Raw genomic sequence first — 26104 nt, forward strand, 5'->3', positions numbered from 1 at the left:
TCAGGCGGCGTTCGGCAGGGTCGTGGCGAAAAGGGAGGCGCGGATGACGCGTTTCCATTCGTCGAGCATGCGCCGCGCCAAGACCTCATCGCTGACGGCGGCAAGCCGGATGACAGCGCCGATCAGGTGGCTGAACAGGTAAGTACGCGCATATATCTGCTCGTCGCAAAAGTCGGGAGCCAGTCGGCGCACGGTCTCGTGAAAGATGCCGGCGACGCGGCCGCTATGCTCGATATTCAGCTGCAGCAGATCCTGGTCGGTCTCCGTTCCCATCCAGACGCCGAGATAGACGGGATCATTGTGGTAGGAATCGTAATACCAGTCGATGATGTCGCAGACGAGGCCGAGCGCTTGGTCGAGCGACCGCACGTCGGCAAACATTGCCTCCGTCTTCGCCTGTATCGCCGAGGCGTGCTGGTCGAACAAGGCTTTGACGATCGCCGCCTTCTCGGGAAAATACTGGTAAACCGAACCGATCGGCACTTTGGCGGCGACGGCAAGCTCCGTCATCCGCATGGCGCTGACGCCCTTTTCGGCGATGATCTTGGCGGCTGCGGCGAGAATGAGGTCCAGCCTCTGGATGCTGCGCTCCTGCTTCGGCTGCCTGCGCAGGCCGATCCGATCCATGCTTTCCGCGCCCATGTCGTTCCCGTTCTTATCGTTCGCGAGAGAAGGCATCATGCCAAAATCAGCGCGTCGGGCGGGTATGACATTGCAGGTCTTCATCAGTAGTAAATGAAAACGCCCGCATTTTAACGACCGGCAAAGCCATGTGAAATCAGGCCCCTAGATCATATCATGCTAATTGATCAGCAACCGAAAGACCTGAAATAGTTGTAAAATTCTTCGAGCCATGCCGCTGCCCGAGACGAGTGACAATGCTGGCCACCGGACGCCTGACGAGGCACTCCGCGCCGGGCCTCAGCTCATGGCCATCCATACGGCGAGCCAAACCCACATGGCTCCCAACACCAGGTATCCGGCGGCAAAGATCGGGCTGCGGTAGCGCAGATCGTTGCTGGAGACATGGATGGCGGCATGGGCGTAGCGCAGGGCGACGAAGATCCAGGCGAGGCCGACGGTGACGATATTGTCGGAGTCAGTGGTGTAGAGAAGAATACAGCAGGCGTAGAACAGCACCGGCAGTTCGAACTGGTTGGCGAGGCAGTTCTTGACGACGAGACTTTCTGCCGGCTCGTCTCGATTTTCGCGGTAGTCCGATTTGTTGATATTGCCGGCGCGGACGAGTTTTGCGCGCCGCAGCCCAAGAAGCATATAAAGACCGTAGACCAGGGCGGCATGGGCGAGGAGTGGCCAGAAGATTTGATAGTCGGTCATTTCGGCACTTCCCATCCGCTTTCACATGTCGCGAGGAGCATTAGCGGAAAGGTTAAGCGGATGCCAGGGGCGGCTCGCCGCTGGCATCCGCAAACCCGATATTGTCTTTACACCTGGGCGCTGCCGCCATCGACGAAGAGTTCGGCACCGGTAACGAAGCTGGAATCATCCGAGGCAAGGAAGAGTGCGGCAGCAGCAACCTCTTCTGCGCGGCCAACCCTGCCCATTGGCACCTGGGCCGCCAGGGCATCGAGCAAACCCTGCTGCTGGGCTGGATCCTGACCAGCCAATTCGACCAGTCCGGTCGTTTCCGTCGGGCCAGGACTGAGCGTGTTGATCCGAATGCCGCGATCCTTCAAGTCGAGGATCCAGTTGCGCGCAAAGCTGCGCAAGGCGGCTTTCGATGCGGCGTATACGCTGAAGGCGGGTGTGCCGCCCGAGCCTGCTGTTGATCCCGTCAAGATGACCGATGCTCCTCGCGAGAGCAGCGGCAAGGCCTTCTGCACCGTAAAGAGAACCCCCTTCACGTTTCGATCGAATGTGTCGTCATACTGCTCTTCCGTGATTTCGCCGAGGGGCAACATGGAGCCGCCACCTGCGTTGACGAAGAGCACGTCAACTCTCCCGGCCTCAGCCTTCACCTCCTCATAGAGGCGATCGAGGTCAGCGAGGTTGGCTGAATCCGCCTGGATCCCCACAACCCCGCCGCCGATTTCAGCGATTGCCGCATCGAGAACGTCCTTGCGGCGGCCGGTGATGAAGACCCGTGCGCCCTCAGCCACGAAGCGCTTCGCTGCGGCAAGGCCGATCCCGGACGTGGCGCCAGTGATAACTGCAATCTTCGCATTCAACCGTTGTGTCATTGTCGTCTCCTTTGGCTCGACTGAAGCTGAGATATGGACGAAGGTATCCTTTCGGAATAGAAAGAATTGAAAGCCATTGTTTCAGGAATGAAATGAACAAATTTCCCGATTTCGAGGGACTGGCGATGTTCGCAAAGGTCGCCGAGGAGCGTTCTTTCGTTCGGGCTGCGCAGACGCTCGGCGTGTCGGTGCCGACGGTTTCACGGGCCGTAAGCCGTCTTGAGCAGAGGCTGGGCGCAAGGCTCTTCAACCGCACCTCTCGACAGCTCGCTTTGACCGATTTCGGCCTGCGACTGGTCGACAGCGCCGCGCGGATCTATGCCGAGGCCGAAATGGCAGAGGACGCCGCCCAGGAGCTTGCCACCCGACCGAAGGGGCTGATCAGGCTTGCAGCGCCGATGGACTTCGGGACACGCTGGCTGGCCCCGATCCTGCCTGACTTTTTCGAGCTCTTTCCGGAGATTTCCATCGACCTGCACATGAGCGATGCTGTCGTCGATATCGTGGGGGACGGCTTCGATGCGGCACTCAGAATCGCGGTATTGCCGGATTCGTCATTGGTCGCGCGCAGGCTGGTGCCGGTGGATCGCTTCATTCTCGCGGCACCCGCATACCTCAAACACTACGGCGTGCCGGAACATCCCCGCGAGCTAACGGCTCACCATTGCCTCGGATACGCCTACAGGGCGCGACAGGATGTCTGGCGCCTGCGCAATAGCGAAGGCAAGGAGGAGGTCATCGTGCCAAGCGGCTCTCTCAGGGCCACCAATTCGCAAGCATTGGTGCCAATGGCGCTACGGGGCCTCGGGATCATCGAACTCCCCGAATTTCTCGCGCATGACTATCTCGTCGACGGCCAATTGACGCCAATCCTTCCCGACTGGACGCTGCCGACCGGCGCACTGTATTTCGTCACACCTTCGGCTCGGAGCCGGCCAGCGAAGGTCGAGGTCCTTGCCGATTTCATGGTGGCGAGACTGTCAAATCCGGTTTGGCGGAGGAGGAACTGACGCCGCTTCAATCTCGGCCTGGCGACAGCCAACGGGCGATGGCAAGCCTGACAAGGACGATGGACGAGATGGCGAGGCTCGCGAATTTCAGCCTTGTCATCCATGGCAGCAGCTGCGCGGCAAGTCCTGCGAAAGGACTGTCGCCGAAGGCAATCAGGCTCGAGATGTTCTCGCCATAGTCGGCGATTCCGTAGACGAAGGGCAGCAGATAGATCGCCTGGCCGACGAGCGGATGCGATCGTCCGAACCACGCGTCGAGAGGGCCAAGCTTGACAAAGGCGAGAAACAGCAGCGCCGTTAGCAATGCCGGAAAGATCAGCTCCGGCCCGAAATACATGGCCCGGAGCAGCTTGGTCGCCGTCTCGTTCTCATCGAGCAGCTTCTGCATATGAAAGACCGCCGACTCGTCGTAACCGGCGAAATAGGTATCGAGAACCGCCTGTCCGGTTTCGTGCTTGAAGGGCACAACGAAGCCGAACGTCGTCCAGGCAAGCACGGCAAGGCAGAGGGCTGCGAGCAGCGCGACGATCCAGAGAGGAATCCCGCTGCCCGCTTTCATGATCAGAGGCCGGCGCCCGGATAGTTCGGGCTCTCCCGGGTGATGGTCACGTCATGGGCGTGGCTTTCGCGAAGACCGGCGCCGGAGATGCGCACGAAGGTCGCCCGCTCCTGGAAATCCTTCAGGTCCTTGCCGCCGACATAACCCATGGCCGCCTTGAGGCCGCCGGCGAGCTGGTGGACGACGGCCGCGACCGGTCCCTTATACGGCACCTGGCCCTCGATACCTTCGGGCACGAGCTTCAGCGTGTCGCGCACCTCCGCCTGGAAATAACGGTCAGCCGAGCCGCGGGCCATGGCGCCGACGGAGCCCATGCCGCGATAGGCCTTGAAGGAACGGCCCTGGTAGAGATAGACCTCGCCCGGGCTCTCGTCGGTGCCGGCCAGCAGCGAACCGATCATGACGGCGGAAGCGCCGGCGGCGATCGCCTTGGCAAGATCGCCGGAGAATTTGATGCCGCCATCGGCGATTACGGGCACGTCCTGAGCCTGCGCTGCCTGAACGGCCGACATGATGGCGGCGAGCTGCGGAACGCCGACACCGGCGACGATGCGCGTCGTGCAGATCGAACCCGGGCCGATACCGACCTTGACGGCATCCGCGCCGGCATCGATCAGCGCTCTGGTGCCGTCATAGGTGGCGACGTTGCCGGCCATGATGCGCACCGAGTTGGACAGCTTCTTGACGCGGGTGACGGCATCGAGGACGCGCTGCGAATGGCCGTGGGCGGTATCGACGACCAGAAGGTCGACGCCGGCCTCGATCAGCCGTTCGGCGCGCTCGAAACCGTCATCGCCGACGCTGATGGCGGCAGCGGCACGAAGCCTACCCTGGGCATCCTTGGAGGCGTTCGGGTTCAGCTGCGACTTTTCGATATCCTTGACGGTGATGAGGCCGACGCAGCGGCCTTCGGTATCGACGACCAGCAGCTTCTCGATGCGATGCGAATGCAGCAGGCGTTTGGCCTCCTGCTGATCGACGCTCTCCTTGACGGTGACCAGATTGTCCTTGGTCATCAGCTCGTGGATCTTCTGCTCAGGATCGGAGGCGAAGCGGACGTCGCGGTTGGTCAGGATGCCGACGAGGCGGCCAGACTTCTCGACGACGGGAATGCCGGAGATGCTGTGCGACTTCATCAGGCCGAGTGCTTCGGCAAGCTTTGCATCCGGGCCGATGGTGACCGGATTGACGACCATGCCGCTTTCGAACTTCTTGACCTGGCGGACCTCTTCGGCCTGCTCGATCGGCGTCAGATTGCGGTGGATGACGCCCAGGCCGCCGGCCTGGGCCATGGCGATCGCCAGGCGGCTTTCGGTGACGGTATCCATGGCCGAAGACAGGATCGGGATGTTGAGATCGAAATCCCGGGCGATGCGGGTCGCGATGTTCGTCTGGCCGGGCATGACCTCGGAGTGGCCGGGCTGCAGCAGCACGTCGTCGAAGGTAAGCGCGTCCGCGCCGGTTGCCGTTTCAATGATGCGTGCCATGGCCAATTCCTTCATTTAATAAAAATGCGAGCCCGCCCGGAAACGAATCGTCCGCCCCGGCGGTGTGCATGGGATTGCTTGGAAGTTGGCGAGGGCTGGTAACACGTCTATGACAGGAAGGAAATAGCAAAAAGCCCGGCCTATCGGCCGGGCTCGGCATGGGTGCCATGCGCCTGGAGCATCCCCTCATTTCCCCAGCTCATGGGGATGCTCTATCTCATTGTTTTCACAGACTCCGAAAGCAAAACTGCGGCGCAGTTTGCTGGAATTTCTGCAGATCAGATGTCGAACTGATAGGTCTTCGGCACGAAGCGATAACCGCCATCCTGCCGCTCGACGAAGCCGACCGCCGGGAACGGCATGTGGTAGCCGAGGAAGGCGATCTTCTCGGTCGCGATCATCTCGAAAACCTTGCGGCGGGTGGCGGCTGCCTGCGTCTTGTCCATGTCGAAACGCACTTCCCAATCCGGCCGCAGCAGCGACAGTATATAATGGTTGGCGGTATCGCCGGTGAGAACCAGGCGTTTGCCCTCGGATTCGACATGGAACACCATATGCCCCGGCGAGTGCCCGGCCGCCAGCATCGCCGTTATGCCGGGCGCGAAACTGTCGCCGTCCTTGATGAACGTGGTCTTTTCGGCAAGCGGCGCGACATTGGCGAGCACCGCCTTGTGGCCGCCTTCGGCCGGCGTGCCCTCGCGCGCGGTGTTCGACCAGAAATCATATTCGGCCTGGCCGACGACATAGCGGGCATTCAGGAAGGCTGGCGAACCATTTTCCATCAGGCCGCCGATGTGATCACCATGCAGATGAGTCAGCGCCACCAGGGTGACGTCGTCGGCCGAATAGCCTGCGGCCTTCAGGCCTTCGGTAAGCTGGCCGGCGCCCCTTGCGCGACCGCCAGCGCCGAAGCCGGTATCGACGAGAATGACCTCCGAACCAGTGTCGATGAGAGCCGGCGTATATCCGTTCATGAACTTGTCGGCCGGAAGGAAGTTTGCGGTCAGCAATGCTTTGACGGTTTCAGGGGCCTGATTGGTGCCGAAGGTTTCGTGCGGGTTTTCGGAGACATTGGTGCCGTCGCGCACGACGGTGAACTTATAGGCACCGAGCTTGAATTGATTGATCTGCGGCGCAGGCGTTATGTTCATAGTATTGCTTTCTCCAGTAGCGGCCGCTTCGGCCTTTTCTCTAAAAATGACCGGCGCCGCGAGCAGGCCGAGGCCTGCGGCAAAAAGGGTGCGCCGCTTTATTCCCGACGAAATTGCCATATGTCCATCCTTCCACGCCGTGCGGTGTCTCGCCGCACGGCCGATCACCTTTCCGGCCGATGACATTCCCCGCCGGATTTCTTGCCCCGGCAGGGTAAGCATATGTCAATGTTGACACGCGATGTTGTCGGACAAGCCGTCTCACGCAGACGTGAAGCAAACATGTCGTCGAACCGGATTTGAGCATTGGCAGGCCTCTGAAGTGGGTCTAAACAGCACGGGCCTTCCCAGCTCCCATCCGCAGCCCATCAAGGCCTCCCGCCTATGAACCGCATCGTCCCGCTGATCCTTGCCGTCGCTCTTTTCATGGAACAGATGGACTCCACCGTCATTGCCACGGCGCTGCCGGCGATCGCGTCGGATCTCAATGTCGGGCCGATCACGCTGAAGCTGGCGCTGACCTCCTATATGGTGGCGCTGGCTGTGTTCATCCCGGTCAGCGGCTGGATGGCCGACAGGTTCGGCGCCAAGAAAATCTTCCGCCTTGCCATCTCCGTCTTCGTCATCGGCTCGATCTTCTGCGCCATCTCGTCCAACCTCGTCGAATTCGTCTTCGCCCGCTTCCTGCAGGGCATGGGCGGCGCGATGATGACGCCGGTCGGCCGTCTCGTGCTGGTGCGCACGACGAAGCGCAGCGATCTGGTCTCGGCCATGGCGCTGCTGACCATTCCGGCGCTGGTCGGCCCGCTCACCGGCCCGCCGCTCGGCGGCTTCATCACCACCTATTTCAGCTGGCACTGGATCTTCCTGATCAACGTGCCGGTCGGCGTCATCGGCATCTGGCTGGCGACGATCTTCCTGCCGGAGGTCGAGGCGATGGCGCCGCCGAAGCTCGATTTCACCGGTTTCGTGCTCACCTCGCTTACGGCCGCCGGCGTCGTCTTCGGCCTGTCGGTGGTCAGCCTGCCGGCGCTGCCGCCGATCATCGGCATTACCGCTACCTTGATCGGCCTTATCTGCGGCTTCCTTTATATCAGCCATGCGAAACGCCACCCGGCGCCGATCCTCAACCTCAACCTGTTCAAGAACCCGACCTTCCGGGCCTCGACCTTGGGCGGCACGCTCTTTCGGATCTGCGTCGGCGCCATGCCCTTCCTGACGCCGCTGATGCTGCAGCTCGGCTTCGGGCTGACGCCGTTCCAATCCGGCCTGATCACCTTTGCCGGAGCGATCGGGGCGATCACCACCAAGTTCATGGCAAAGCGCGTTTTCGCGGCCGCCGGTTTCCGCACGACGCTGCTTTGCGCCGCCATGGTGACGACCCTCGTGACGATCGTTACTGGCCTGTTCACGCCGGCAACGCCGCATCTGGCCATCATCGGCGTGCTGTTGCTCGGCGGCTTCTCCCGCTCCTTCATGTTCACCGGCGTCAACGCGCTTGCCTTTGCCGATATCGACGACGCGCAAGCGAGCCAGGCGACATCGATGAGCTCGGTGATGCAGCAGGTGAGCCTGGCGCTCGGCGTTGCGGTCGCAGCCGCGATCCTGGAAAGCTCAATCTATATCAGGGGCGAAGCCTTGCAGGTCGCCGATTTCCACCTTGCCTTCTATATCATCGCCGGACTGACGGTCATTGCCACCATTCCCTTCATCCGGATGGACCGCAATGCCGGCGCGCTCGTTTCCGGCCACCGCGCAAAGGCGGTGCAGTCGACGATCGACGCCGAGCAGCCGGTGGTGAAATAGGCTTCGAGTGCTACAGCGTCCTTTGCGCGCCTGGAATGACGCGCGCCGCTGTCGGCTATTCGGGGTTTTCGCAGACGGCGCTGAGCTTGTTGCCGTCGAGATCTCTCACATAAGCGGCATAGAAATGGGCATGGTAGGGGCGCAGGCCGGGCCCGCCCTCGTCCACTCCGCCTGCCGCCATCGCCGCCGCATGGAAGGCGTCGACATCGGCTCGGCGTTCGGCTGCAAAGGCGACCATGGCGCCATTGCCGGCAGCCGCCCGGCGGCGATTGAACGGCGTTACCACCCAGAAGCGGCAGCGCGTATCGCTCTCGGCGGAATAGCCGATTTCCTCTTCCGAATAATGCTGGCGGCGATAGCCAAGCAGAGGCAGCACGGCATCATAAAAATGTCCTGCGCGATAAAGATCGTTGGTTCCGAGCGTGACGTACAGAAGCATGGGACCAGCCGCTCAGCTCTCGAGATCGTCATCATCGGCCGAGACCAGCCCAAGATCAAGCCTGCTCTGCGTCACCTTCGACCTTGCGTCCCTTGAAGCCCTTGGCGAGCAGGAACATCTCGACCGATTCGGCGCGCGAGGCGTTCGGCTTGACATGGACGACCTGGCGGAAATTCTGCTTCAGCATGGCGAGCAGCTCACGCTCGGTGCCGCCCTGGAAAGTCTTGGTCAGGAAATGCCCGCCCTCCCCCAGCACCTCGACGGCGAATTGGGCCGCGACTTCGCAGAGATGCATGGTGCGCAGATGGTCGGTGCGGTGGTGGCCGGTGGTCGGTGCTGCCATATCAGAGAAGACGAGATCTGGCGTGCCGCCGACCGCCTCCAGCAGCTTTTCCGGCGCACTGGGATCGAGGAAATCGAGTTGCAGGATCTTGACGCCGGGCAGCTGGGCCATTTCGAGAAAATCGATCGCGGCCACACGGATATCCTCATCCGTCGAGCCGGTGACCTTGGCAGCGATCTGCGACCAGCTGCCGGGTGCCGCACCCAGATCGATGATGCGCTTGGCGCCGCGCAGGATATGGTGCTTCTCGTCGATCTCCAAAAGCTTGAAGGCGGCGCGGGCGCGATAGCCTTCCAGCTGAGCCCGCTGCACATAGGGATCGTTGATGTGGCGCTGCAGCCATTGGCGCGAGGAGGCCTTCATCTTCTTGTTCTTGACGCGCTGGCCGAGCTTGCGGCCGGTGCGGTTTCCCGCGATCGGTGCTTTGGTCATGCCTTATCCTTATTTAGCACGCTGGCCGCGGCGGTTGCGATTGCGCCGCCACACGCCGTCATCGGCCATCATGTCGGTGAGCAGGCCTTCCCTCAAGCCGCGATCGGCGACCCGCATGCGCGGGCTCGGCCAGCGGCGGCGGATCGCCTCCAGGATTGCGCAGCCGGCGAGCACCAGATCGGCCCGATCCGGCCCGATGCAGGGATTGGCGGCACGGCTTTCGAAATTCCAGGAGAGCAGCTTTGCCTGCATGGCGGAGACCTCGTCGTCAGACAGCCAGATGCCATCGACCTTGCGCCGGTCATAACGCGGCAGGTCGAGATGCACGCCGGCAAGCGTCGTCACCGTGCCTGATGTGCCGATCAGATGGAAGTCGCCGGCCTGGCCAACTTCGATCTCCGGGCAATCGAAACCTTCGAGCATGCCGCCGACTTCGCGAACCATGCCTTCGAAAGCCTCCGGCGTGACGTCGTGCCCGCCATGACGCTCCGACAGCGTCACGACGCCGACCGGCAGCGAGGTCCAGTGGGTGATGTGATTGGCCAACCGGCTGAAACGATTGTCACCGATGCGGATGACGGCGATCTCCGACGAGCCGCCGCCGATATCAAAGAGCACGACGGAGCGTGTCTCACGCCCGACCAGCGAAGAGCAGCCGGAGACGGCGAGGCGCGCTTCGGTCTCGCGATCGATAATCTCCAGCGCGAGACCGGTTTCGGCAACGACGCGGCTGAGGAATTCCTCACCATTGACGGCCTGGCGGCAGGCTTCGGTGGCGATCAGCCGCATGCGGCGGATCTCGCGGTTTCTGAGCTTGGAGGCGCAGATCCGCAGCGCTTCGACTGCCCTTTCCATCGCCTCGTCGGACAGACGACCGCTGGCCGCAAGGCCCTCGCCAAGGCGCACGATGCGGGAAAAGGCGTCGACCACCCGGAATTGCCCCGGGCGGGTCGGCTGGGCAATGAGCAGACGGCAATTGTTGGTGCCGAGGTCGAGAGCGGCGTAGAGTTCGTCCGGCCACGCATGTTCGCCGGCCTGGCGATCGCCCTGAAACCCCGGATGGCCGTGACTATCCTGGCGGCCCTTGCGGTTGGCGGCTGTGCTGTTCTGCGTTTCACGCGGAACTGCACTGCGCACCGTCTCATCCGCACGGCTTTCCTGTTGCGGGGCACTTGATGGTTTTGCCGACGTCAGCGGCCGGCCCTGAAGACCGCGCTTGCCGCGATGTTTGCGGCGATTGCGCCGGCTCGGCGTCTGCTCGCCATCCGGCCGAGCAGCACTGTCCACCGCTTGGGTCTGCTCCATCGGATGGACATGAGGAGAACCGTCCTGCGGCGCGCCTTGGCCGCTACGACGGCGACGCTTTCGCTTGCGGGCCGGATTGCCGGCTGCATCTTCCATCGGGCGCGCAGGCTGTCCGGCACCGCCGGTAGGCTCATGCGAAGCGGGATGAGCCGCGCTGCGGGATTGCCCGCCACGCTTGCCCTTGCGGCGCCTGGACTTCTTGCCGTCCTTGCGCCCTGCCGCCGACGCCCCGTCAAATTGCGGCTTTGCGCCGCCTTCGGGGTCTTCCACGTTGTTTTTCCATCGCGCCGCGCAAGTTCGGAGATATGCAGCAGGCGCTCATTTGATTTTTGCGTTGCGGCAAGAATATCAGCGCCCGCAGAAATCGCCAAATTCTTTTTTGAACCGGGATTTGCAGCGGTTTCGCCTTTCCCAGGGAACACCGATTTTTTTCAAAACGGGTATTTGCAATCCCCCGGCTTTTGGTTATAAGCGCCGCACAGCAGCCAAGCCATGCTTCGGCGGCAACTGCTGGGGAATAGTTCAATGGTAGAACGACGGACTCTGACTCCGTTAATCTTGGTTCGAGTCCAGGTTCCCCAGCCAATTCTCCCTAAAACCCTCTAAATCCTTGATTTTCCAGTCGTGCTGGATATCGTTTTGGCATCATTGGCGACCTGATGCCCGGAACTGTAGCCCACAGGTGATGCCCACGGTATTGAAACCGGAATCATCTCGGGCCAGCGAAGGCCGTCTGCATCATGGCGATCCGCCACGAAGTCGAGAATCTTATCCGCCGCGGAAACATCTTCTATTGGCGAGCACGCGTCCCCACGTGCTTCCTGAACTGCAAGTCAGGAAGCCGCCTTTCACTCAGTCTTCAGTGTTCCGATCATAAGAAGGCGAGGATCATTGCCCGGCAGCTCAACATGCGGCTCGCCGAAATGAAATTGAGACCGAAGGACCTGATGGGCGACAGGGAATTGCTTCAAAAATTGTTCGAGCATCTCCCTGACGGGATGCTTGAGAAGCTCGAGGACATCAGCTTGATTGCCAAGCGGGACGGCCGCGCTGGGCACGTCGCCGAGATGGAACTCGATCTCGAAGCAGAACCTTATGGCCGGCAATACACATGAAAATGTCATAACTTTACAGTTAGTTACCGACAAATAAAGGCGCGCTGCTCTGTGATCTGTCAGGATCCAAAAGCGCCAGCCATTGGCGCACGAAAGCTGGCTGGGGACCCAGTTCCTTATCTGGAGGCGTCCTTGTTTGGCCGTGGTTCACTCGGCCGCCGCCTTCCGGCCTTCCCACTCCTGCGGCGTCAGCGTCTTGATATCGAACTGGTCGCGCGTCCTGCTATAGGTATGGCCACCCATTCGACCGACGGCGTCCATCATCTGCTGGTCAATATGCAGGTTCGACGCATTGACCGCGTCGCTGCGAACGAAGACGCCCACGACCTCGCCGAGAATGATCTCGCGAGCCGGTCCGACCTGCAGCGTCGTGTGGCGACGGCATTCCAAGGCTGCAGGGGCTGCAAGGATTCGCGGACTGCAGACCATCTGTCCAGGAACGGTTGCGAGGCCGGCCTCCTCCATCTCGTCGACCTCGGGACCGAACTTGATAGCGCAGACTTCCATCTGCTCGACGAGCGCATTGTCGCAAATGTGGACGGTGAACTCACCGGTCTCGCGAATGTTGCGGGCGGTATCCTTGAAGCGCATGTCGGCATAGTTCTCCACGCCGATAGCGACGATGGCAGGATCATGTGTCAGGACGTTGAAGAAGCTGAAGGGCCCGGCGTTCGGCTGGCCGTCCTTGCTTACGGTCGTTACCAGCGCGATCGGGCGCGGGATCACGGTGCCGATCAGAATCTTGTAGCGCTCGCGTTCGTTGAGGCGGGAGAAATCGAAATGGGTGTGATCGTACATATCAGGCCTCGGCAGCGATGCGGTGGGTTTCAAGCGGGGTGTGGCGGGACAGGTTCTCGAACCCATCCTTGGTGACGACATACATGTCGCCGACATTACAGCCGGCCGACAGAGGCTCCAGCCATTGCGTATGGAGTACGAAGACCATTCCTTCTTCCATCCGGTCGTAATTGTGGGAGGAGATGTTGAAGCTGTTCTGCCCGCCGGCCATGCCGACCGAATGGCCGAGATTGGGGTTATGCGGCCCGTGGATCGCCGGGTAAAGGTGCATGAGTTTGCGACCCTGCGCCTCCCAGTCGATGTTCTTCACGTATTGGCGCGGAATGAGGCGGGCGCTGCCGTCTTCCATCGGGGCCCAGTTGTAGGGCATGGTGCGCGCTTCGGGCGAGGCCAGCATGCCGCGCTCGATCATCGGCACGAAGGCCGCATTGTTGACGTCGCGCATCAGGGCGCCGGGGCGGATCAGCTTCTCGGCGCGCTTGACGCCCTCGGTGCAGGCATCAAGCACCTCCTCCTGCCGCTTGTTGATTCCGCCGATCGCTATCATGCGCGCGGTCTGGGCGGTGTAGCCGCGATAGGTGACGTTGGAGACATAGAGATTGATCAGGTCGCCGGGCCGAACGACGTGGCCGTAGGGCTTGCCGCAGTGGGTGCCGAACTCGTTGATGCCGATCTGGTAACCATCTCCGGTCTCGCCGCCATAGGAAAGCTGCGCCTGGGTGAAGGCTGCGTAGATTTCATGGTCCGTGACGCCGGGCTTGGCGACGTGATAGGCCGCTTGGGTGGCAATGCTGATGAGCTGGGCGGCAGCGCGGAACATGGTGATCTCGCGCGGCGAGCGGACCTTCTGCATCCGGTCGAGAATGGCATTGTCGGCAACGAACTTGGTCTTCGGCATGAATTCGTCAAGCGCCGCCCAGAAGGTCAGCGACGTCCGGTCGCCGATGCGACCGATCTGAGTCTTCGCGAGCCCCATAGCGGCCAAGAGTTGGGCGCATTTCTCGGCGGTCTTGACGACGCTGTCGCCAGGACGGTCGGCATATTCACGGCCGATCGGGCCGATCTGCCAGATGTCCTCGACCAGCACCGGCTCGCCGCCCGGCGGCAGGAGCACAGACTGTGTGAAGAAGGAAAGCAGCGTCAGCGGCTTGTCGCTGTCAGACGGGATGATCAGAACGCCCTCGCGCATCCAGTCGCAGATGTAGCGCAGGTAGTGATTCGATGTGTGGAACCAGCCGACGCCGCCAGTGTGGACGATCAGCGCATCATGCCCTGCCTCCACGGCCTGACGGCGGATGCGGCGCAGGCGGTCCTCGAACTCCTCGACCGGCAGCGGCAGGGGCGCATCGAAATCGAAGTCCGGCTGGAAATCGGCCAGCAGCGAGCCGACACGGTACGAGCCTGACTGGATTGCACGAGTGGGCATGAGTGTTTCCTTCCAGATTATTCTTGAGTTTGGTCAGGCCTGGCGCGGCGCGAGAACGCGCCGGGCGACGAGCATGACGATCAGGGTCAAGCCGATGAGGATGCCTGATATCGCAGCGACGCGGACGTCGAGCGATTCCTCGATCAACGCGAACATCCGGAGCGGCAGGACTGTCGTTTCGGCATCGGCGAGGAAGAGCGAGATCGAGACGTTGTCCAGCGACTGGATGAACACCAGAAACGCGCCGGCGAGAATGCCGGGCATCAGCAGCGGCAGCGTCACCCGGCGAAGCGTGGTGAACCAGGATGCGCCCATCACGGTCGATGCCTCGGCGAGCGAGGGATTGAGGCCCTGCGCGACGACGGAGGCGGCGCGGTACATCAGTGGCCCGAAGACGACGACATGGCCGGTCACGGTGAGCCAGAGCGACGGCTGGAACCCGACGAAGTTGGCGACGATCAGGGCCGCCAGACCGTACACGAGGCTCGGCAGGACGAGCGGCGACAGCAGCAGCGGTTCGATCGCACCGACCGTGCCCTTGCGCATCCGGCTCATGCCGATCGTGGCGGGCACTGCAAAGAGAAGCGAACCCAGAACCGCAAGGCCTGCGATCTTCAAGGAATTGAAGGCAGCCGCATGTTCCGTCGCCGAGCGGACGGGATCGAGGAGCGCCTCGTACCAGCGAAGCGAGAAGCCTTCGGGCGGGTATTTGAGCGTCTGGCCCGAGGTGAAGGACATTGTCAGGGCGATGACGATCGGCGCGACGAGATAGATCACGGCGAAGGTGCCGAAACCGAAGACGAAGAGCTTGTAGAGCAGGCCGGGGATGGGATTTTCGCGCCTTTGATTAAGCTTGGGATTAGCCATGGCCGACAAGCCTCCTGTGACGGGAAATCATGGTCATTGCAACGAGCAGGCAACCGGTGGAGAGCAGCAACACGACGGCGATCGCCGATGCCAGCGGCCAGTCGAACAAGGTACCGACCTCGCGATAGATCAGTTGCGGAACATAGACGTTGCGCGCGCCGCCGATGACGGCCTGCGTGACGAAGGAACTACTGGTGCTAGCAAACACGAGGATCCAGCCGGCCAGCAAACCCGGCAGCATCAGTGGGATGAGTACGGTCACGAAGATCCGCCAGGGACCGGCACCGGAAACCTGCGCCGCTTCAGTATATTGAATCGGCGTGCGCGACAGGATCGCGACCAGCGGCAGGATGATCAGCGGAAGGTCGATCTGGCACATGGCCATGACGAGACCGAGTTCGGTGAACATCAGGGTCATCGGCCGGCCGATCAAACCAAGCCCGAGCAACGCCTCGCTGATCGGCCCCTGCCGCCCGAGAATGACGATCCAGGCAAAGGTCCGCACCACGTTGCTGGTCAACATTGGAATGAGCGTCAGGAAAATGATGACCTGGCGCGCGGTCTTGCCGCTGTGCCAGTAGAGCAGCGCGATCGGTACGCCGAGCAGCGTGGTGGCGGCAACGGTTAATAGACCGAGCCGTGCCGTGTTGAGCAGGACGCGAAAATTGAACGCGTCCCCGAAGAACCTGAAGTAGTTGGCCAGCGTCGCCCCGCCCGGGCCTGTGAAGCTGAAACCGACGAGAACGGCGAGCGGCGTCGCAAAGAACGCCACCGACAGCAACAGCATCGGGATAACGTATGGAAAACCGCCCGCCTTCATCGTGCTCTCCTCAGCCTGCGACGAGAGCGTCGAACTGGCGGATCCAGTCGGCGCGGTTCTTGTTGATGGCGACCCAGTCCGGATAGACCATGTTGCCGAGCTGCTCGCGCGTCACATAGGCCTTGATCTCGGGCGTGAGCGCGACATCCTTGTTGGTCGGGAACATTTCGGTCGGGGGCAGCTTCAGCTTGTCCTGGGCAGCCTTGGAGATGGCGGCATCCATATAGGCGTAGGCCGCATCGAGGTTCTTTGCGCCCTTGGTCAGGTGGATGTTGACCGGAGCCGCCGGCGCACCGGTCTCCGGCGCGACATACTCAGCCTTGAGACCCATCGACTTCAAGCGGGCGACATTGCCCGTCGAGCACATGAACACGGCGATTTCGCCCTGCTGGAACAGCGTCATCTGGTGGTTGGTACTGTCGACCACGCCCTTCAACTGTTCTGGATGCTCCTTGAACACCTTGAAGACGGCTTCCATGTCGTTGGGGCCGGAGCCGAAGATCTTCGCCATCTCCGTATAGGCCATGACGGCGGTGTTCGAGCCGAAGCCGGTCCAGGAGACGAGGCCGCTATAGGCCGGGTTTTCAAACAGATCGCGGTAGCCCTTCGGGCGCGGAACGAGATCGGGGTTGTAGGCGATGCCATTGACTTCGATCGTCACGGTCGGACCGTATTCACCCTGGAAGGCCGGATCGAGCATGCCCCAGTTCTCCAGGCGGCTCGGGTCGATCTTCTGGATGATGTCGTTGTCGATGGCGACCGCCATCTGGCCCGGCGACATCAGCAGCGTGTCGTAGGGAGGGTTGCCGGGGCTTGCCATGACCTTGGCGAGCTGGTCCTGCGCCATGGAGGGGGCGATCGTCAGGCCGTAGCCGGCTTCCTTGACGAGCGGGGCGAGAACGCTGCGATAGCCGTCTTCCCAGTTGCCCGGAAAGGTCGCGGCGATCGCGGTTTCGCCTGCTGCCGCACGGGCAGCGAAGGGCACTGCGGAGGCTGCGGCGACGCCGGCAGCGAGAAGGCCGAAATGGCGGCGGGTCATTTTGAAGTCGTTCATGCTGTCACCTCTGTTGGTTGTCTTTGTTCATTCACGGGGGCATTCAACGGGGTTCATTCACTGGATGCTTTCCGGTTCAGCCGGAAATACGTGACACCTGCGGGTGTCGATCTCTGCGAAAAGTTGTGCGCCGATATCAGGAATGGCTGTGCCAGGACCGCGAACCTCGGAGACGCGCAGGCCCGTGCCGTCGTCGAGGACGAGATCGTGGATAAGCGTTGGTCCGAGCGGCACGGAAACGGTGATGCGCGCGGCAAGCGCGTTCACACCCGGCTGCGTCATTAAACGAACCTCTTCGGGCCGGAACGTGATGGTGACATCCGAGCCCGTTGTGAAGCTCAGACGGCGCGGCAAGACGAGGCTTTCGCCGTTCTTCAGGGCGATCACAGTGCTGTCTTCGCCAAGCTCGGCAACTGTTCCATGAAGAACGTTGGTCTGTCCGATGAAGGTGTTGACGAACAGGGTTTTCGGCCTGTCATAGACGCCCATCGGCGTGTCGATCTGCTCGACATTACCCTTGTTCATCAGCACCAGCCGGCTGGCAAGGCTCTGGGCCTCTTCCTGATCATGGGTGACGATCAGGGTGGTGATGCCAAGCGTCTTCTGGAGATGGAGGAGTTCCACCTGAAGGTCGAAGCGCAGTGCCCGGTCGAGCGCGCCGAAGGGCTCGTCGAGGAGCAGGAGAGAAGGCCGCCCTGCAATGGCGCGGGCGACGGCGACACGCTGCTGCTGACCGCCGGAGAGTTCGCGCGGCAGGCGGTTGCCGTAACCTTCAAGCCGGACGAGCGACAGCATCTCCGAAACGCGCGCCTTTCGTTCAGCGCGCGGCACCTTCTGGCAGGCAAGCGGATAGGCGATGTTTTCAGAGACGGTCAGATGCGGGAAAAGCGCATAGTTCTGGAATACCATGCCGATCCCGCGGGCGCGGGCCGAGACATCGGCAAGATCGTCGTCGCCGAGCACGATCCTGCCCGCCTTCGGCTGGATGAGGCCAGCGATGGCCCTCAGCACCGTGGACTTACCGCAGCCGCTCGGCCCCAGAAGCGCGACGATCTCACCGGCCTCGATGTCGAAGGAAATGTCGCTGACGGCATTCTGCCCGCCATAGCTATGGGTAACGCCCCCAACACTGAGCCGCTTGCGATCGGTCGTCTTTGCGATGTCCAGCATGTGGCTTCCCTGATCTTGCGTGGTAGCGAAGAGCGCTCCAACACCGGAGCATGTTCATGCAAAGGGAATTGCAAGGGACGTGCCAGATTCGGAGGTTGGCAAGCGGGATAAACTCAAGTATCTGATTGTGGGACCCTTTTTATGATTTATAAAGTTTCGAAACTTTCTCATTATTATTTTACGACATTTATTCCGGATATTGATATGTCTAAACTTTTGCCAATAGGCTCGATGTTGTGCAGAATTCTGCCCATTTATAGACCGAACGCCTGGCGAATCCGGCGAGAAACAAGCAATTTCGCCAGATGCCTGCCAGCACGCAAAAGATAAGGATGAAGGCGAAGGCAAGACTTCAGGCAGTTTTCGCTCAGAAAACCGACGCAGGGATGATTTTTTAATCATTGTTATTTCGAACGGTTGTGCGAAATAATCTTCGAAACTTTATTCGGACAAATGCAGAGGAGATTTTATTCGATCAGATTCAATTACTTGATGCCTTGAGGATAAAACTGGCACGGTGATTGCTTGGGTATTCCCTGAAAATTCACGCAGAGCAAAATCGAAAAAGGGGATCCCATGAAAAACGTGCAGGCACTTCTGAAGACCGGCACCGCAACCGCCCTCGTCATCCTCATGTCACTCTCGGCCCATGCAGCGGAGAGCGCGGCCGAGAAGATGGAAGCGGCTGACGTCAGCAAGCTCCCAGGCGTGGTGCTGACCCAGAAGCTGGCGGATGGCCTTCCCGCTTCCATCAAGACATCGGGTGTATTGAAGATCGCAACGGATCTAACGCCGCCGATCAGCTTCCACGATGACGACGGCAAGCTTGTCGGCATCGATGCCGATCTCGCCGCAGCCCTCGGGGTCATCCTGGGGCTCAATGTCCAGATGACGGATGTCGGCGCCGGCGCCGCCATCGTTCCCGCGATCCTGTCCAAGCGCTTCGACATGACGATCTCCGGCATCAACGACGATGTCGAATTGGAAAAGCAGGTCGATGTGATCGACTACATGTATGATGCCACCACGATCATGACGATCAAGGACAACCCGCTTGGCATCAAGAGCATGGAGGACCTCTGCGGCAAGAAGGTCGCCGTTCCGGTCGGCACCTTCCAGGGCAAGATGGTTGAGGCCGCCTCCGCGAAGTGCAAGACGCCGATCGACATCATGGCGATCCCGAAGATGCCCGACGTATTGCAGGCGGTCCGCACCGGGCGCGCCGACGCCACCGTCAACGGCTACGCGACCAGCGTCTACACGACCGAACACCAGACCGGCAACGGCAAGGGCCTGCAGGCGCTTCCCGACATCCGTCTCGCCGTCGGTTATCTCGGCATACTGACCGCGAAGGACAATCCGGAGCTCCGCGACACCGTCGTCGCCGCCCTGCAGCAGATGGTCGACAGCGGCGCATACGAGACGATCATGAAGAAGTGGAGCCTCGGCCCGCTCGCCGTCAAGACCGTCAAGGTCAACGACGCCGCCAGCATGCCCGCGGAGTGAAGCTCATGGCACTGTTCACCACGCAGACAACGACAATGAGCCTGCCGCCACCGGCCTCCAGGTCGATCAAGTGGGGGCAGTTCGCAACCGGTGCCAGCGCGATCCTCGCGCTGGTGCTCCTCGCAGCCACCGTCGCGCAGAGCCAGAGCGTGCAGTGGTCCGAGATTCCGCGCTATCTCGTGCATCCCTCGATCCTGCGCGGCGTGTTTCTGACGCTCGAACTGACGGCCGGCGCGATGGTCTTTGGCATCGGCCTCGGCTGCCTTCTCGCCGTCATGGCAACATCGACGAACATTGTTCTTAAGGCGATTGCCGCAGGCTTCGTCTGGTGGTTTCGCGGCGTGCCGCTGATCGTGCAGATCTTCCTCTGGTTCAATATCGCGCTCTTCATTCCGCAGGTCGGGGTGGGATACTATAGCATCTCGATCAACGATCTCGTCACTCCGGCACTGGCAGGCTTCCTGGCTCTCGGTCTGCATGAGGCCGCCAACATGTCGGAGATCATCCGCAGCGGCCTTCTTGCCATTGACCGAGGACAGCGGGAGGCGGCGACGGCGCTCGGACTGAAGCCACGGCAGACATTCCGGACGATCATCCTGCCGCAGGCCGCACGCCTCATCGTCCCGCCAACCGGCAACCAGGCGATCGGCATGCTGAAGGCGAGCGCCATCGTCTCCGTCATCGGCATGCAGGACCTGCTGACGCAGGCGCAGGTCATCTACGCCCGCAACTTCCTGGTGATCGAACTGCTGTTCGTCGCATCCATCTGGTACCTCGCGATCACCACGGTGGCGTCGATCGGCCAGCACTATCTCGAAAAGAGCCTTCAGCCCAAATACCGCAGCGACGCCGACAAGTCCCGCGACGCGAAACGCGCCTGAGGGCCAACCAACAACGAAGGGCCTCGCCAGAGAAGCGAGAGCTGTCAGGAAACGACAAGGAGCACACCATGAAGCTTGGCATCGACAATATCAAACTGCCGGAATCGAAGAAGCGCGGCCCGCTCGCCAGCCTTGACCACGTCAAGGAGCTCGGGCTTTCGGGCATTTTCTTCTCGACGGCGCTGGACATGAGCCTGACGCTCGACATGGGCGAACTGCGCGACATCAGGGCGAAGGCTGACGAACTTGGCCTCTACCTCGAAAGCGGCGTCGGTAAGATCAATCCCTATTGCAGCGCCGAGGAACCGGCGCTTAGAGCTGCCGGTGATGGCGACATCATCGCCGGCTTCACGCGGATGATCGAGGCGAGCGCCGCCATTGGCTGCTTCGAACTCTGGGTCGCCCCCGGAAACTTCAAATCGGAGTATCGCGGCCGGCTCGCCAACGACCGCTTCCGGACGGACGTCACCTGGGAGGACCAACTCATCGGCATCGAGAAGGTTCTGCAAAAGCTTGCGCCGGTAGCCCGCGCGCATGGCGCGCACCTGAACATCGAGACGCATGACGAGATCACTTCCTTCGAGATCCTGCGGCTGATCGAGAAGGTCGGCGCGGATTGCGTCGGTGCCGTCTTCGACACCGCAAATGGCCTGCAGCGCGCCGAGCATCCGGTCTTTGCGGCCAAGCGCCTCGCCCCCTTCGTCCGCCAGACGCATATCAAGGATGCCTATGTCGGCCGCGCGCCCGGCGGTCTCGACTTCCAGACCCGCCCCGTCGGCGGCGGTATCGTTGATTTCGAGACGATCCTGCCGATCCTTGCCGAAACAAACCCCACGCTCAACCTCTCGCTGGAGGTGGCGGCCTCCGTCGCCGACAAACCGCGCAAGGCGAACCCGCGCCAGTGCATCCAGATCGACGATCCCATCTGGCGCGCCGGCCATCGCGACCTGACAGCCGAGGAGCTCGACGCTTACATGGCGCTGGTGGATGCCTACGAACAGCGCGTTGCATCCGGCGAGGTCCCGAACTGGGAGGCCTATGAAGCCAGCCAGTACGGCTATCCCACCTACGAACACCAGTCCTACGGCTTCAACGAAGCGATCGCCTTCATCAAGCAGTCGGCACGTCACATCGAGACGATCTGCAAAGACAAGGGCATTACGCTGAATTCGGCAACAGCGGACAGGAAGGCGGCCTGATCGGCTGAAATGACGGCGGCTTCGGCCGCCCGATATCATCAGCTTATGGTGGAAACATCGAGTTGCGCACAAACATTCTTATGGAAAAAATTACGGCGCACCGATATCGGATATGTCACGACTTCCGGTGTGAACCGGCGGCGGCTGCCAAGCCCGGAGACGAATGATGAAGAAGACGCGTCGTCAAAGCCTGAAACCGTCCACAACCGCCAACGGGGCGACGGACACCGTTGATAACGACGACGTGTCCGAACGCATCCGCAACACTTTGGCGGCGGCGATCGGCGAAGGCGCGCTCAAGCCGGGGACCAAGATTCTCGAAGAAGCGATTGCCGAGCATTTCGGCGTCAGCCGCACTGTCGTTCGCGGTGCGCTTGGCGTGCTCGAAAGCGACCACCTTCTCGAACGCAAGAAAAACCGCGGCACCTTCGTCGCCGAACCGAGCATCGAGCAAGCGAAGAACCTGTTCGAGGCGCGCCGGAAACTGGAACGGATGCTGCTCGAACTCGTCATCCTGCGCGCCACATCCGACGAACTGGATGCGCTGGAACGGTTGACGGACGAGGAAGAGCATATCCATCACCACGGTGACGAGAAATCGAAGACCGTTCTGTCAGGGAAGTTCCACATCGTCCTCGCCGATCTTGCCGGTAACCCCGTGCTGACGGAAATGCTCTCCAAGATCGTCGCCCGCCTCTCCCTCGTCATGTCGCTCTACGAAGAAGACCGCAAGGACGACTGTGGTGCGGACCACCATCGTATGATCGTTACAGCGCTGAAGACGAAGGATCTCACCAAGGCACAGGATCTGATGGATCACCATCTTGCGGACATCGAAGGCCGGGTGCGGCTGACCGAGGGACAAGGCGATCGGCATACGTTCCTCGCAGTGCTGGAGAACTTTTCTTGAGTTGCTCCACCGAGGTCAGCAGCGGAAATAATTGCCGCTGGGTCCTCATGTTGACTGAGGCCCAAAGCCAGGGCACAAAGGTGGCATCCACGGTCGCTCGCGATTGGAAAACAGAGGGAATTTCAGGGTCTTTTTTCTAAGTCATTGAAATCATATGAGAATACAGGTTCCCCAGCCAATCGATCTCACTGAAAAGCACTTGTTGACTCCAGGCGGCAAAGATTTCCGGGTGGATTGTCGTGTTCGAGCCACGCTTGAAATTGACAGAAACGGACTGCCGGTCCGGCGACATTTTTATATCGCGAACAACATCAACGCCGAAATAGAGAAATGCTGGTCCTCGCCGACCTGATATCAGGTGGCCGGATCCGATCTATTTTCGAACTCCAGAAACCAGGCGTAAGTGGCCCGGATGCCGTCCTCAAGCGAGATGCGCGGCTTCCAGCCCATGTCCTGCAGCTTCTGATTGCTCATCAACTTTCGCGGCGTGCCATCGGGCTTGGAAAGATCATGAATGATCTCTCCCTCGTAACCGACAACGCGGCAGACCAAACGTGTCAATTCGATAATTTCGAGATCTGTTCCCGAGCCGACATTGACGTGCTGCGCGCCCGAATATGTGTTCAGAAGAAACACCAGCGCGTCGGCGCAGTCGTCGACGTGGAGAAACTCGCGGCGCGGTGTTCCCGTGCCCCAGACCACCATATGCGGGTCTTTGCGAAGTTTCGCAGCGTGCGCCTTGCGGATGAGTGCCGGCAGCACATGGCTGGAATTCAGGTCAAAATTATCGCCCGGGCCGTATAAATTGGTCGGCATGGCCGAGATATAGTCGCGACCGTATTGCTTACGATAGGCTTCCGCAAGCTTGATACCGGCGATCTTGGCGATCGCGTACCATTCGTTGGTTGGCTCCAACGCACCGGTCAATAGTGCCTCTTCGGGAATCGGCTGTGGAGCGAGCTTGGGATAAATGCAGCTTGAACCGAGGAAGAGCAGCCGGTCCACTTCGCCCCGGTGGGCGGCTTCGAAGATATTCGCTTCAATAATCAGATTGTCATAAATAAATTCAGCGGGATAGCTGTCATTGGCGAGGATACCGCCAACCTTGGCAGCAGCGAGAATGATCGCGTCTGGTCGGTTTGCTTCAACAAATTTCTTGACCTCGTCCTGCCGCGTCAGATCGACCTCACGGCGCGTGGCCGTGATGACATTGCAATCTTCGGATTGAAGCCTGCGCACAAGAGCACTGCCGACCATACCGCGATGACCGGCAACCCAGATCTTCTTGTTGGACAAGTCGTACACTCAGCTCTCTTTCCGGCTGTTTAGAGCCTTCCCGTGCTTGACATCCTCGCGCACCATTTCTGCGGCGAGCTCACGAACCGGGGTCTTGTGCTGCCAGCCCAGCTTCTGACGGGCCTTGGTCGGATCGCCCAGCAGAAGGTCGACTTCCGTCGGGCGGAAATATCGAGGATCGACTTCCACAAGGCACGCACCAGAGGCAGAGTCGTAACCCTTTTCGTCAACGCCGGTGCCCTTCCATTCCAAAGCAATGCCGACGTCGGCAAACGCCCACTCGACAAACTGGCGGACCCTCGTCGTCTCACCGGTCGCCAGTACGTAGTCATCCGGCTTGTCCTGCTGCAGCATGCGCCACATGCCCTCGACATATTCACGGGCATGGCCCCAGTCACGCTGGGCGTCCAGGTTGCCGAGGAAAAGCTTATCCTGCCGACCCAGATGGATGGCAGCCACGGCCATCGTGATCTTGCGGGTTACGAAAGTCTCGCCGCGAAGCGGGCTTTCGTGATTGAAAAGAATGCCATTGGATGCGTGCATGCCATAGGCCTCGCGATAATTCACGACGATCCAGTAGGCATAGAGCTTGGCTGCGGCATAGGGAGAGCGCGGGTAAAACGGCGTCTTCTCGTTCTGCGGCACTTCCTGCACAAGACCGTAGAGTTCCGATGTCGATGCTTGGTAGAACCGGGTCTTTTGCTCGAGCCCCAGGATACGGATCGCTTCGAGCAGCCGCAACGTCCCGATACCATCGGCATCCGCCGTATATTCCGGCGTTTCGAAGCTGACACCCACATGGCTTTGTGCGGCGAGATTGTAGATTTCATCCGGCTGCGTCTGCTGCACGATCCGCAGCAGATTGGTCGAGTCGATCATATCGCCATAGTGGAGAATGAAGCGTGGATGTTCCTCGTGCGGATCCTGGTAGATATGCTCGATGCGGCCTGTATTAAAAGACGATGACCGGCGCTTGATACCGTGCACCGTATAGCCTTTGCTCAAAAGCAATTCAGCCAAATAGGCCCCATCCTGACCGGTCACACCAGTAATCAGCGCGGTTTTTGTCATTTTTCACATCGTCTTTCGATACAATCTTGGGGTCGTGTTTATGGAAACGGCCGAACGAGTGCAACCCCCATGTGACCGCGGCCGGGCCGGCGAAATTAGCATCGCCGATCTCTTCGGTTGACGTGGGGCTGGCACAATGAGACTAAACTCTCCAAATTGTCAGAACTTCAAGGGGGAAAATATGATCTTGGTGACGGGGGGAGCTGGTTTTATCGGTGCGAACTTCGTGCTCGATTGGCTTGCGCTTCATGATGAGCCGATCGTCAACCTCGATGTGCTGACATATGCCGGCAATCTGGAGAACCTCGCCTCCGTCTGGAGCGACCCGCGCCATCTCTTCGCCAAGGGCAGCATCGCGGACTACGACCTGGTTGCGGAACTGCTCCGGTCCCATCGTCCCCGTGCGATCCTGAATTTCGCGGCCGAAAGTCACGTGGACCGATCGATCCATGGCCCTGAGGAATTTATCCAGACGAATATCGTCGGCACTTTCCGTCTGCTGGAGGCTACGCGCGGATTTATTGCCGCACAGGATGAAGCATTCCGACAAAGCTTTCGTTTTCTTCATATATCGACGGACGAGGTCTACGGTTCGCTTGCTCCCGCGGAAGCGGCCTTCAGCGAAGATCGCAAATACGAGCCCAATAGTCCCTATTCCGCGAGCAAGGCGGCCAGCGATCATCTGGTTCGCGCCTATCATCACACCTATGGCCTGCCGGTTCTGACGACAAACTGTTCGAACAACTACGGCCCCTATCATTTTCCCGAGAAGCTTATTCCCCTGGTCATCCACAATGCCCTCTCGGGCAAACCGATTCCGGTCTACGGGGATGGAATGCAGGTCCGCGACTGGCTGTTCGTCAAGGACCATTGCAGCGCGATCCGACGCGTTCTGGAGAGTGGAAAGGTCGGGGAAACCTATAATGTCGGCGGCAGAAACGAGCTGACCAACCTGTCGGTGGTCAATACGCTCTGCGAAATGCTCGACGAATTGAGGCCCCGGCCCGACCGGGCAAGTTACAAGTCCCAGATCACTTTCGTGCGTGACCGCCCCGGCCATGATCGCCGTTACGCCATCGATGCGACCAAAATCGAGCGGGAACTGAACTGGCGTCCAACCGAGACGTTCGATACGGGCATTCGCAAGACTGTCGAATGGTATCTTGCCAACGAAGCCTGGATAGAAAACGTCACCAGCGGCAACTACCGCCAATGGATCGACCGTCAATACCAATAGGCTCGAGGGCGCGAGATCTCT

The 26104-nt window shown here is 60.6% G+C and carries 25 protein-coding genes and 1 tRNA gene; 9 read left to right on the top strand and 17 right to left on the bottom strand.

Features of this window, described 5'->3' with window-relative positions; genetic code table 11:
- The 3 genes from GR197_RS13110 to GR197_RS13120 all read right to left on the bottom strand — a co-directional run bounded on the left by GR197_RS13110 (position 1) and on the right by GR197_RS13120 (position 2201).
- Positions 1 to 642 (bottom strand): TetR/AcrR family transcriptional regulator, encoded by a 642-nt coding sequence (locus GR197_RS13110; RefSeq protein WP_164010062.1) that lies wholly within the window; start codon positions 640 to 642, stop codon positions 1 to 3.
- A gap of 279 nt (positions 643 to 921) precedes the next feature.
- The gene (locus tag GR197_RS13115; RefSeq protein ID WP_164010064.1) at positions 922 to 1338 is read right to left on the bottom strand and encodes an MAPEG family protein; all 417 of its coding nucleotides are present in this window, start codon (positions 1336 to 1338) and stop codon (positions 922 to 924) included.
- Between the two features lie 107 nt (positions 1339 to 1445).
- Positions 1446 to 2201, bottom strand: coding sequence for an SDR family oxidoreductase (locus tag GR197_RS13120; RefSeq protein ID WP_164010066.1), 756 nt, complete (start codon positions 2199 to 2201; stop codon positions 1446 to 1448).
- 92 nt (positions 2202 to 2293) lie between these two features.
- On the opposite strand from GR197_RS13120, the gene GR197_RS13125 reads away from it, so the two are divergent.
- Positions 2294 to 3211: a LysR family transcriptional regulator gene (locus GR197_RS13125; protein WP_164010068.1), complete on the top strand. Its 918-nt coding sequence runs from the start codon at positions 2294 to 2296 to the stop codon at positions 3209 to 3211.
- A gap of 7 nt (positions 3212 to 3218) precedes the next feature.
- Here the strand turns inward: GR197_RS13125 and GR197_RS13130 are convergent, their stop codons facing one another.
- The 3 genes from GR197_RS13130 to GR197_RS13140 form a co-directional block, all read right to left on the bottom strand.
- Positions 3219 to 3770 carry a hypothetical protein gene (locus GR197_RS13130; RefSeq protein ID WP_164010070.1) on the bottom strand — a complete coding sequence of 184 codons (552 nt, stop codon included), beginning with the start codon at positions 3768 to 3770 and terminating at the stop codon, positions 3219 to 3221.
- 2 nt (positions 3771 to 3772) lie between these two features.
- Positions 3773 to 5257, bottom strand: a complete 1485-nt coding sequence (gene guaB, locus GR197_RS13135) for an IMP dehydrogenase (protein ID WP_164010072.1) — start codon at positions 5255 to 5257, stop codon at positions 3773 to 3775.
- A 278-nt stretch (positions 5258 to 5535) separates the two neighbouring features.
- Entirely contained in the window at positions 5536 to 6528 is a 993-nt protein-coding gene (locus GR197_RS13140; protein WP_164010074.1) for an MBL fold metallo-hydrolase, read from the bottom strand.
- A gap of 264 nt (positions 6529 to 6792) precedes the next feature.
- Between GR197_RS13140 and GR197_RS13145 the strand changes: the two genes are divergently transcribed.
- A complete protein-coding gene (locus tag GR197_RS13145; protein WP_164010076.1) occupies positions 6793 to 8214 on the top strand; it encodes a DHA2 family efflux MFS transporter permease subunit in 1422 nt (473 codons plus the stop codon).
- Between the two features lie 55 nt (positions 8215 to 8269).
- On the opposite strand, the gene GR197_RS13150 is transcribed toward GR197_RS13145, so the two are convergent.
- The 3 genes from GR197_RS13150 to GR197_RS13160 are packed head-to-tail and all read right to left on the bottom strand — an operon-like array spanning position 8270 to position 11003.
- On the bottom strand, positions 8270 to 8653 hold the full coding sequence (locus tag GR197_RS13150; protein WP_164010078.1) for a VOC family protein: 384 nt from the start codon (positions 8651 to 8653) through the stop codon (positions 8270 to 8272).
- Positions 8654 to 8708: 55 nt separating this feature from the next.
- Positions 8709 to 9428, bottom strand: coding sequence for an RlmE family RNA methyltransferase (locus GR197_RS13155; protein ID WP_164010080.1), 720 nt, complete (start codon positions 9426 to 9428; stop codon positions 8709 to 8711).
- Between the two features lie 9 nt (positions 9429 to 9437).
- Complete coding sequence (locus GR197_RS13160) at positions 9438 to 11003, bottom strand: exopolyphosphatase (RefSeq protein WP_164010082.1); 1566 nt, start codon at positions 11001 to 11003, stop codon at positions 9438 to 9440.
- A gap of 241 nt (positions 11004 to 11244) precedes the next feature.
- Between GR197_RS13160 and GR197_RS13165 the strand changes: the two genes are divergently transcribed.
- Positions 11245 to 11318, top strand: a tRNA-Gln gene (locus GR197_RS13165).
- Positions 11319 to 11473: 155 nt separating this feature from the next.
- The gene (locus GR197_RS31980; RefSeq protein WP_204330185.1) at positions 11474 to 11848 is read left to right on the top strand and encodes a DUF6538 domain-containing protein; all 375 of its coding nucleotides are present in this window, start codon (positions 11474 to 11476) and stop codon (positions 11846 to 11848) included.
- A gap of 147 nt (positions 11849 to 11995) precedes the next feature.
- On the opposite strand, the gene GR197_RS13175 is transcribed toward GR197_RS31980, so the two are convergent.
- Genes GR197_RS13175 through GR197_RS13200 form a run of 6 tightly spaced genes read right to left on the bottom strand, consistent with a single transcriptional unit; the run spans position 11996 to position 17983 of the window.
- Positions 11996 to 12646 carry a flavin reductase family protein gene (locus tag GR197_RS13175; RefSeq protein ID WP_164010084.1) on the bottom strand — a complete coding sequence of 217 codons (651 nt, stop codon included), beginning with the start codon at positions 12644 to 12646 and terminating at the stop codon, positions 11996 to 11998.
- A 1-nt stretch (position 12647) separates the two neighbouring features.
- A complete protein-coding gene (locus GR197_RS13180; protein ID WP_164010086.1) occupies positions 12648 to 14072 on the bottom strand; it encodes a M24 family metallopeptidase in 1425 nt (474 codons plus the stop codon).
- 33 nt (positions 14073 to 14105) lie between these two features.
- Entirely contained in the window at positions 14106 to 14939 is an 834-nt protein-coding gene (locus GR197_RS13185) for an ABC transporter permease (protein WP_164010088.1), read from the bottom strand.
- Positions 14932 to 15759, bottom strand: a complete 828-nt coding sequence (locus GR197_RS13190) for an ABC transporter permease (RefSeq protein WP_164010089.1) — start codon at positions 15757 to 15759, stop codon at positions 14932 to 14934. Before GR197_RS13190 ends, GR197_RS13185 begins: the two co-directional genes overlap by 8 nt.
- 10 nt (positions 15760 to 15769) lie before the next feature.
- Positions 15770 to 16813, bottom strand: coding sequence for an ABC transporter substrate-binding protein (locus GR197_RS13195; protein WP_164010091.1), 1044 nt, complete (start codon positions 16811 to 16813; stop codon positions 15770 to 15772).
- A gap of 57 nt (positions 16814 to 16870) precedes the next feature.
- On the bottom strand, positions 16871 to 17983 hold the full coding sequence (locus GR197_RS13200; protein WP_164010093.1) for an ABC transporter ATP-binding protein: 1113 nt from the start codon (positions 17981 to 17983) through the stop codon (positions 16871 to 16873).
- A 576-nt stretch (positions 17984 to 18559) separates the two neighbouring features.
- Between GR197_RS13200 and GR197_RS13205 the strand changes: the two genes are divergently transcribed.
- From GR197_RS13205 to GR197_RS13220, 4 genes are all read left to right on the top strand, one after another.
- A complete protein-coding gene (locus GR197_RS13205) occupies positions 18560 to 19489 on the top strand; it encodes an ABC transporter substrate-binding protein (protein WP_164010095.1) in 930 nt (309 codons plus the stop codon).
- A 5-nt stretch (positions 19490 to 19494) separates the two neighbouring features.
- Positions 19495 to 20370 carry an amino acid ABC transporter permease gene (locus GR197_RS13210; RefSeq protein ID WP_164010097.1) on the top strand — a complete coding sequence of 292 codons (876 nt, stop codon included), beginning with the start codon at positions 19495 to 19497 and terminating at the stop codon, positions 20368 to 20370.
- A 68-nt stretch (positions 20371 to 20438) separates the two neighbouring features.
- Positions 20439 to 21569: a sugar phosphate isomerase/epimerase family protein gene (locus tag GR197_RS13215; protein ID WP_164010099.1), complete on the top strand. Its 1131-nt coding sequence runs from the start codon at positions 20439 to 20441 to the stop codon at positions 21567 to 21569.
- A gap of 166 nt (positions 21570 to 21735) precedes the next feature.
- A complete protein-coding gene (locus tag GR197_RS13220; RefSeq protein WP_164010101.1) occupies positions 21736 to 22479 on the top strand; it encodes a GntR family transcriptional regulator in 744 nt (247 codons plus the stop codon).
- Between the two features lie 354 nt (positions 22480 to 22833).
- On the opposite strand, the gene fcl is transcribed toward GR197_RS13220, so the two are convergent.
- Positions 22834 to 23784, bottom strand: coding sequence for a GDP-L-fucose synthase (gene fcl, locus GR197_RS13225; RefSeq protein ID WP_164010103.1), 951 nt, complete (start codon positions 23782 to 23784; stop codon positions 22834 to 22836).
- Complete coding sequence (gene gmd, locus GR197_RS13230; RefSeq protein ID WP_164010105.1) at positions 23785 to 24846, bottom strand: GDP-mannose 4,6-dehydratase; 1062 nt, start codon at positions 24844 to 24846, stop codon at positions 23785 to 23787.
- A 181-nt stretch (positions 24847 to 25027) separates the two neighbouring features.
- On the opposite strand from gmd, the gene rfbB reads away from it, so the two are divergent.
- A complete protein-coding gene (rfbB, locus tag GR197_RS13235) occupies positions 25028 to 26083 on the top strand; it encodes a dTDP-glucose 4,6-dehydratase (RefSeq protein WP_164010107.1) in 1056 nt (351 codons plus the stop codon).
- Positions 26084 to 26104: the final 21 nt, after the last annotated feature.

This window comes from Rhizobium phaseoli, from assembly GCF_010668805.1.
Taxonomy (GTDB): domain Bacteria; phylum Pseudomonadota; class Alphaproteobacteria; order Rhizobiales; family Rhizobiaceae; genus Rhizobium; species Rhizobium phaseoli_A.